4 protein-coding genes are annotated in these 7,928 nt (G+C 76.1%); 3 read left to right on the forward strand and 1 reads right to left on the reverse strand.

What is annotated here, in order from left to right; all coding sequences use genetic code 11:
* Window positions 1–147: 147 nt before the first annotated feature.
* Entirely contained in the window at window positions 148–759 is a 612-nt protein-coding gene (locus I3F54_RS31550) for a response regulator transcription factor (RefSeq protein ID WP_240122355.1), read from the reverse strand.
* Between the two features lie 554 nt (window positions 760–1,313).
* On the opposite strand from I3F54_RS31550, the gene I3F54_RS31555 reads away from it, so the two are divergent.
* From I3F54_RS31555 to I3F54_RS31565, 3 genes are all read left to right on the forward strand, one after another.
* Window positions 1,314–4,469 carry a type 2 lanthipeptide synthetase LanM family protein gene (locus tag I3F54_RS31555; protein ID WP_240122356.1) on the forward strand — a complete coding sequence of 1,052 codons (3,156 nt, stop codon included), beginning with the start codon at window positions 1,314–1,316 and terminating at the stop codon, window positions 4,467–4,469.
* 83 nt (window positions 4,470–4,552) lie between these two features.
* Window positions 4,553–4,753 (forward strand): hypothetical protein, encoded by a 201-nt coding sequence (locus I3F54_RS31560; protein ID WP_240122357.1) that lies wholly within the window; start codon window positions 4,553–4,555, stop codon window positions 4,751–4,753.
* Window positions 4,754–4,949: 196 nt separating this feature from the next.
* A complete protein-coding gene (locus tag I3F54_RS31565) occupies window positions 4,950–7,865 on the forward strand; it encodes a LuxR family transcriptional regulator (RefSeq protein WP_240122358.1) in 2,916 nt (971 codons plus the stop codon).
* Window positions 7,866–7,928 lie beyond the last annotated feature (63 nt).

Below are 7,928 nucleotides of genomic sequence, written 5' to 3' on the forward strand. Positions count from 1 at the left end.
GCGCGGCAGGCTCCTCGGACGGACCGGGCCGGGCGGGCGCGAAGGGCACCGTGGGCGGGGCGGGCGCGGCGGGTTCCGCGGGTCCGGCGGACGCAGCCGGGCCGGCGGGGCCGGCGGGCGTGCCGGACGCGGCTGTGAGGGTGGCCGTCACAGCAGGCCCGCCCGGAGGGCGTAGGCGACCGCGTGCGCGCGGTTGCGCAACCGGAACCGCTGGGTGATGTCGTGCACGACGGTCGTCACGGTGCGCGGGGAGTAGGCGAGGCGCTGGGCGATCTCCGCCGTCTCGTGACCGTCGGCGACCAGTCGCAGCACCGAGCGCTCCCGGTCCGACAGGGTCCCTCCGGGCCAGCCGCCCTGACCGTTCCGGGCCTCGGCCGGGTGTTCCAGGACCTGTTCCAGCAGGTCCGTCGGCAGGGTGCAGTCGTCCTGCGCGGCGGCCAGCACCGCGTGCGCGAGGCGGGAGCTGTCGGCCTCGCGGCGCAGCAGCAGGCCACGGGCTCCGGCGGCGAGGGCGTGCAGGGCGTCACCGGGGGCGAGGGCGCCGGCCACCAGGACGACGGCGGGGCGCTGCGGATAGGCGCGGGTGATGCGGACCGTGTCGAGTTCGGCCGGGCCGGTCCGGTCCACGGTCAGCACGGCGACCCGGGCGTCGCCGGGCTCGCACAGGGTCAGTTCCGGGCAGGCGAACAGGGTACTGCGGGTGCCGGCCTCCAGCACCGGGTCGAGGGCGACCACACCGACGGGTACAGGTGCTCCCATCTGCTGCTCCTTGGAAGGTCGTCCGCCCCGTGGTGAGCACGGCGGGCGGTCATGGGGGTCTGCACGACACCGTGCGCCCTGCGGGGATCCGGGAGCATCGGTAGTCGTTCCCCACCTTTCCCGCTCCCTCCCGCCGGGGTGGGCGGGCGGACCCCGCCGTCCCCCGTGCGGGGCCCGTCCTTCGCCGGGCGGCGCCCCCGGCGGCCCCGCGTGGTGGGGTGCGAACGTCGCGGACACGGGCCGCTCACCGCGGGATTCGGCGTGTTCGGTCCCGGGTGCGGACGCGCGCGGGCCCCGACCGGGGGGACGGGCGCGGGTATGGGGGTGTGCCCGCCGCGGGTACGGGCGTACGCCGTGTGCCGGGGAGGTCGGGCCCGCGGTGCGGCCGGGCCGCGCGACCTCGGAAGGCCCTGGGACATCGCCGCCGACCTGCGGTTCTCCCCACGGCGAAACGTGCGTGCGGGGCCCTCCCCCACCGGTGGCGGAGGGCCCGCGGGGAATATGGGGGACAGTTCCCCATGTGGGGGCGCCGGAGGTCTGCCACCTTCGTTGTCGTGACTGAGACCGCCAGCCTCCCGACTCCCCGGAGCGCCGGCCTGCCGCTCGCCTGGTGGGCCCCGGCGCTGACCCTCGCGGAACGGCTCGCCGCGCCCAGGCTCCCTGCGGCGCCCGCCGGTTCCGCCGCCACCGGGCACGCTCCCTGGGCCGCCGGGGACAGCGAGGGCTTCGCCCTGCGGCTGGCCCACCTCGGAGTGGACGGCGAGACCGCCGCGGCCCTCGCGGTGGAGCCCGCCGAACACCTCGCCGCTCGCACGGCCGAGCCGTGCTGGGCCGCGTACGTCGAGTCGGCACTGGACGCCGCCCCCGAGAGCCTGGACGAACTGACGACGGACGGAACGGGTCCCGAGGTCTTCGCCGCCGTCGTACGACCGCTCGTGGTCCCGGCCGCCGACCGGCTCACCCGCCGGATGCGGGGCGTGCCCGCCGTCGAGCAGGCCGTGTGGCGGGCCGCGTTCGAGCGGCTGCTCACGGGGCAGCTCGTCCGGCAGGCCGCCCGCACCCTGGTCCACGAACTCTCCCTCGCCCGGCGTGCCCGGCGGCTCGCAGGCGCCGGACCGCGCGAGCGGTTCGCCTCCTTCGTCGCGGCCACCGGCAGCCGGCGGGGCCTGAGTGAACTCCTCGCCGCCTACCCGGTGCTGGCTCGGATGCTCGGGCAGACCGCGCTGGACGCGGCCGAGGCCGCGGCGGAGCTGGTGACGCGCTTCCAGGCCGACCGGGACGATCTGACCACCGTGCTGCTCGACGGGCACGAGCCCGGTGCGCTGGACCGGGTCGACCTCGGTCTCGGGGACGCCCACCAGGGCAACCGGGCGGTCGCGGTCCTGCGCTTCACCGGCGGGGACCGGATCGTGTACAAGCCGCGCCCCCTCGACCAGCACGCCCTCCTCGACGACCTGGTGGCCTGGCTCGGCGCCAAGGTGCCCGGCCTGGCACTGCGCACACCGCGCAGTGTGCGCCGGCCGGGTTACGGCTGGCTGGAGTTCGTGGAGCACCGCTGGTGCCGGTCGGTGGCCGAGGCCGACGCCTTCTACCGGCGCCAGGGAGCGCTGCTGGCGCTGCTGTACGCCGTGGACGGCGCCGACATGCACTACGAGAACGTCATCGCCTGCGGCGACCAGCCGGTTCTGGTGGACGCCGAGACGCTGCTGCACACCGGGCTGCCCCAGGCCATGACGGCCGGCGCCGACCCGGCCGCCGACGCCCTGCACGCCTCCGTGCACCGCACCTGCCTGCTCCCCCACCTGCTGATCGGCGAGCACGGCGCGCTGGACATCTCCGCGCTCGGCCGGTCCACCGACGGCACCTTCCCGAGCGAGGGCCTGCGCTGGGAGGGCAGCGGCACCGACGCGATGCGCGCCGTCCGGGCCCCTGTGCTCAGCCCCGCAGCGCAGAACCAGCCGTTGCCCGACGGGACTCCCCTGGAGGGTGCCGACCACCGGGCGGCCCTGCTGGAGGGATTTCGCACCGCCTACGCGGCGCTGGCCACGCACGGTCGCGAACTCACCTGCGCGGGTGGGCCGTTGGCGGTGCACGCCGACAGCCCTGCCCGGCTCATCGCGCGCTCCACCCGCCTGTACGCCACGCTCCTGGAGGAGTCGGCCCATCCTTCGCTGCTGGGGGACGCGCTCGCCCGGGAGGGGGTGTTCGCGGTCCTGTGGACCGAGTCCGAGCACGACGAGACGCGCCGGCGGCTCGTCGAGCACGAGACGGCGGACCTGTGGCGCGGCGACATACCGCTGTTCGTGCATCGGCCGTCCGGTACGGGGGTCCGGGCGGCCGACGGGGACTGGCTGCCGAAGGTGCTGCCCGTGGCGAGCCTGACCGCGGTCGGCGGCAAACTCGCCCGGATGGACGAGGTCGACTGCCACGACCAGGAGTGGATCATCTCGGCCACGCTGGCGGCGCGGGGCACCGGTTCGCCCCTGACCCGGCGCTCCGAACTCGTCCCCGCTCCGCTCCCGGCGGTCGCACCGGACGCCTCACGGCTGCTGGCCGCCGTGTGCGGCATCGCCGACGAGATCGCCGCCCGCGCGATTCGCGGCGGCGGCCGGACCAACTGGCTCGGCCTGGAGCAGGTCTCGGGGCCGCACTGGGCCGTGCTGCCGATGGGGGCGGGGCTCGGGCAGGGCTATTGCGGCGTCGCGCTGTTCCTGGCGCAGGCGGACGCGCTGACCGGGGCGGGACGGTACGCCATGCTGGCCCGGGAGGCAGTCCGGCCGCTGCCCGCCCTGCTGAAGGCGCTGGCGGCCGACGCCGAGCTCAGCGCGGCGGCCGGACCCGGCGCCTACGACGGGCTCGGCGGCATCCTCTACGCGCTCCCGCGTCTGTCGGCGCTGCTCGGCGACGACCTGACGGGGTGCCTGCCCGACGCGCTCACCGCGCTCGGACACGCCGTCGCCGCCTGCCCCGATCCGGGACTGGCGGCCGGCACGGCCGGCGCGCTGGCCGCCGCCGTCGCCGTCCACGAGGCGACCGGGAGGCCGGAGGCCCTGCGGCTGGCGGACACCGTGGCAGACCTGCTGCTGGCGTCGGTGCGCCGGCAGGACGCGGCGGCCGGCCACACGGACGGCACGGCACCCGGTGGTCGGCGCCCCGCTCCGCCGGACGGTCCCGCGGCGGCCGGCCGGGGCGCCGGTCTCGCGGACGGTGCGGCCGGCGTCGGCTGGGCGCTGCGGCGCTATGCCCGGCGTCGCCCGGAGCGTTCCGCCGCACATGCCGGGGCCGCCGACGCCCTGCTCCGTGCCGCGGTCCGGGACGCGTGGGCCGCCCACGCGGACCCCTCCTGGGTCTCCGGTGCCGCGGGTGTGGCGGCCACCGCCCCCCGGCCCTCAGCCGACGCGCTGTCGGCCCGGCTGGCCGATGCCGAGGTCCGCCCCGGACTGAGCCTCGGCCAGGGCACGCTCGGCACGCTGGAGGCCCTGGCCGTGCTCGCCGAACAGGGCGACGCGGCCGCCGCCGGCATCCTGCGCCGGCGCACCGGGCAGGTGCTCGCGCTCGTCGAGGCGCAGAACCACCGGTGCGCCACACCCGACCACGTCCCCTCCCCCGGGCTGCTGACCGGGCTGTCCGGCATCGGCTACGGACTGCTCCGCCTGGCCCACCCCACGACCGTGCCGTCCGTCCTGCTCCTGGGACAGAACGGCCACTGACCGCCCACGAGCCTCCGCACCAGGGCACGTCCTCCATCGCCACCCGCGCTCACCGCCCGGAACACCAGAAGGGGAACACCGTCATGGACAAGCACCTCACCTCCACCGCCGCCGACGTCACCTCCACCGCCGCCGACGAGCAGGACGACGCCGCGGGCGGGATCGCGCTGCGGGGCCGCAACCGGGCCTGCGCCCGCGCCCGTGTCCTGGCCGGCATGGTGCTGACCAGCGGCGTCGTCATCACGCTCAGCGCGCTCGACACCTCGGTCTCCGCACCGCAGTGACCCCGGGCCGGTGCCGGCGGACGTGAGGGCGCGGGCCCCCTCGGCGGGCCCGCGCCGCCGTGCCGGGCCGGCTCTCCGCAGCGGCGCCGGTCCCACCCCGCCGTGCGGGTGCCCGTGCCGCGGGGGGCGGCCCGGTCGAGCCGCCGCCCGGCACGACCTGACACAGGCCCCGATGTTCCGATTACTATCTGCGGTCATGCGTTCCCATGCGCCTTCCCTGGTCGGACGGGACTCCCAACTAACCCTGCTCGAAAGTGCTCTGGCCGACGCGAGACAAGGCCACGGCGGTGTCGTCTTCCTGGTCGGAGAGGCGGGCGTCGGCAAGTCGAGGGTCGCGGCCGAGGCCGTCGGCGGGGCGCTGGGCGCCGGGATGCGGGTGCTGCGGGGCCGCAGCAGCACCACGGGCCCGGCCGTACCGTTCCGGCCGTTGACCGAGGCGCTGATGTCGCTGTTCCGCAGCGGCGAACCCATGGACGACCTCGCCCTCGGCCCGTACCGGCCGGTGCTGGGGCGGCTGATTCCCGACTGGGACACCGGGGAGCGGGACGGCAGTTCCATGGTGATCCTGGGCGAGGCCGTGCTGCGTCTGCTCATCGCCGCAGGGCGCGGGCAGGGCCAGTTGCTGCTGCTGGAAGACCTGCACGACGCCGACCCGGAGACCCTCGGCGTCCTTGAGTACCTGGTGGACAACCTGGAGTACTCGCCCGTGCTGCTGCTGGCCACGGTGCGGACGGACTTCAGCGACGCCCTCGACCTGGCGCAGTCCGCCCGGCGGCGCGGCGCCGCCACCCTGGTGGAACTGCCGCCGCTGACCCGGTCCCAGACACACCGGATGGTCGCGGCGCAGCTCGGTGCCGACGGCCCGGACCAGGTGCCCGCGGCGGTGCCGGAGCGGTTGTGGGAGGACAGCTCCGGGAGCCCCTATCTGGTCGAGGAACTGCTGCAGTCGATGATCGGCGCCGGCACGCTGGTGCGGGGACCGGAGGGCTGGCGGGCCGTCGGAGACCTCCGCAGTGACGTTTCCTCGTCGCTGGCACGCGGCATTCTGCGCCGTATCGATCGGCTCGGCGCGCAGGGCCTGACCCTGCTGTCGGCCGCCGCCGTGCTCGGCCGGCGCTTCCCGCTCACGGTCCTGCAGCGCATGACGGGCATCGACGACCGCGCCCTGCTCAGCCATCTGCACGCGGGCGTGGCGGCACGGCTGGTGATACCCGACGAGCCGGCACCCGACTGGTACTCCTTCCGTCACTCGCTCACCGTGGAGGCCCTCTTCACGCAGATGACACCGGGCCAGCGCGCGGATCTGGCCCGGCGGGGCGCGGAGGCCGTCGAGGAACTGCACCCCGGACTCCCCGGTGACTGGTGCCCGCTAGCAGCCGGGCTGCGCAGCGCGGCCGGCGACGACGTGAAGGCCGGCCTGCTGTTCTCGGACGCCGGCGGGCGGGCCCTGGCGGCCGGGGCGCTGGGCTCCGCCATCACCCTGCTCGGCCGGGCCGAGAACCTGCTGGCCGACGCGGGCGACCCGCAGGCGCGGGCCCTGGTGCTGGAGAACCTGCTGCCGGCCCTCGCCGAGGCCGGCGACTTCTCCCGCGCCCTCGACCTGGCCGAGGACCTGCACGTGCTGGACGGCTCGGGACTGAGCCCCGTCCGTCTGGCGACGCTGCACACCCGGCTGGCCAAGGTCGCCCACACGGCGGGCCGGTGGATCGACGGCAACCGGCAGATAGCGCGCGCCCGCGAGGTGCTGGCGATCACGCCGGACGAGTCGGCCACCGCGGCCGTCGACGTCACCGCCGCCTACCTGGCGCTCGACACGCCGGGGCCCGACCGCACCCAGCACGCCGAGAAGCTCGCCCGGTCCGCCGCCGACACCGCCGAACGGCACGGTCTGCCCGTCGTCGCCTGCCAGGCCCGGGAACTCCTGGCGACCGTGGCCCGGGAGCGGGACCCCGAGGAGTCGGAGGCGATGCTCCGGCAGGCGCTCGCCACGGCCGAACGCCACCGCCTTCCGCTGCAACGCATGTACGCGGCCACCCGGCTGGGCGGGAACGCCTGGCTGGCAGACGGCGACACCTCGGGTCTGCTGGCGGCCCGGGAGGAGGCGCTGCGGCTCGGCTCCGTGAACATCGTCCACACCGTGGACGGCATCCTCGTCCTCGACGCGGTGCTGCGCGGCCGCCACGACGCGGCCCGCCCGGCTGCCGCCGAGTGCCTGGCCGTGGTACGGCGCCTGCGCCTCGCGCCCGCGGTGCGGTACGTCCTGATGGCGCAGGCCGTGCTGGACGCCCACCGCGCCGACCGGGAGGGGATGGAGCGGGCTCTGGCCGCTTTCGCCGAGTGGGACGGCGCCGGCTCGCAGGAGGAGCCGCTCGGTCTCGGGCTGGCCCGGGCCTTCTGCGCCCTGCTGGAGGAGGACCGCGACCGCGCCCGCGGCGAGCTCCGGCAGGTCCTGGCGCTGGAGGCGGGCAACCCCTCCACCTACCATCTCAGCGGCACCCACGGTCTGGTCCTGCTGCTGGACGTACTCGCCGGGGAGGCTGACCGGGCCCGGCACGAGGAGGTCACCGCCACCGCCGTGGCCCGGATGCGCTGGAACCGGCAGTTCGTACTGCTCGCCGAGGCCGTCCTGCTGGGACGCGAGGGCGCGGGCGACCGGGCGGCGGCGACGGTGGAGTCGGCGCTGACGGCGGCCGAGCCGTATCCGCTGGCGCTGCACCTCGGCCTCAGGCTGATCGCCGACGCGGCGCACCAGGACGGCTGGGGCGATCCGGTGAGCTGGCTGCGGCGGGCGGAGCACCACTTCCACGAGCGGGACATCCAGGCCGTCACGGGCGCCTGCCGGGCCGCGCTGCGCCGGCTCGGCGCCCCCGTGCACCAGCACCGCACCGGCACCAGCGGCATCCCGGACGACCTGCGCGCCCAGGGCGTCACGGTGCGGGAGTTCGAGGTGTTCCGGCTGCTCGCGGAGCGGCTGAGCAACAAGGACATCGCGGACCGCCTGTTCATCTCACCGCGCACGGCGGAGAAGCACATCGCGAGTCTCGTCACGAAGACGGGGGCGGCCAACCGCGCGGACCTCTGCGCGCGATCGGCCGCCCTGCGGGACTCCTAGGGAGCGTATGTGGTTGTGATCATCAGGTGGTCCGGGTGAGCTCTCTGAGCCAGATCATCGAGG

This window comes from Streptomyces sp. MUM 2J, assembly GCF_022414535.1.
In the GTDB taxonomy this organism is placed as follows: Bacteria; Actinomycetota; Actinomycetes; order Streptomycetales; family Streptomycetaceae; genus Streptomyces.

Bases quoted from the DNA above. Each gene is read 5' to 3' on its own strand.
- I3F54_RS31565 (WP_240122358.1), top strand. From the start codon at position 4,950: ATGCGTTCCCATGCGCCTTCCCTGGTCGGACGGGACTCCCAACTAACC.
- I3F54_RS31550 (WP_240122355.1), bottom strand. From the start codon at position 759: ATGGGAGCACCTGTACCCGTCGGTGTGGTCGCCCTCGACCCGGTGCTG.
- I3F54_RS31560 (WP_240122357.1), top strand. From the start codon at position 4,553: ATGGACAAGCACCTCACCTCCACCGCCGCCGACGTCACCTCCACCGCC.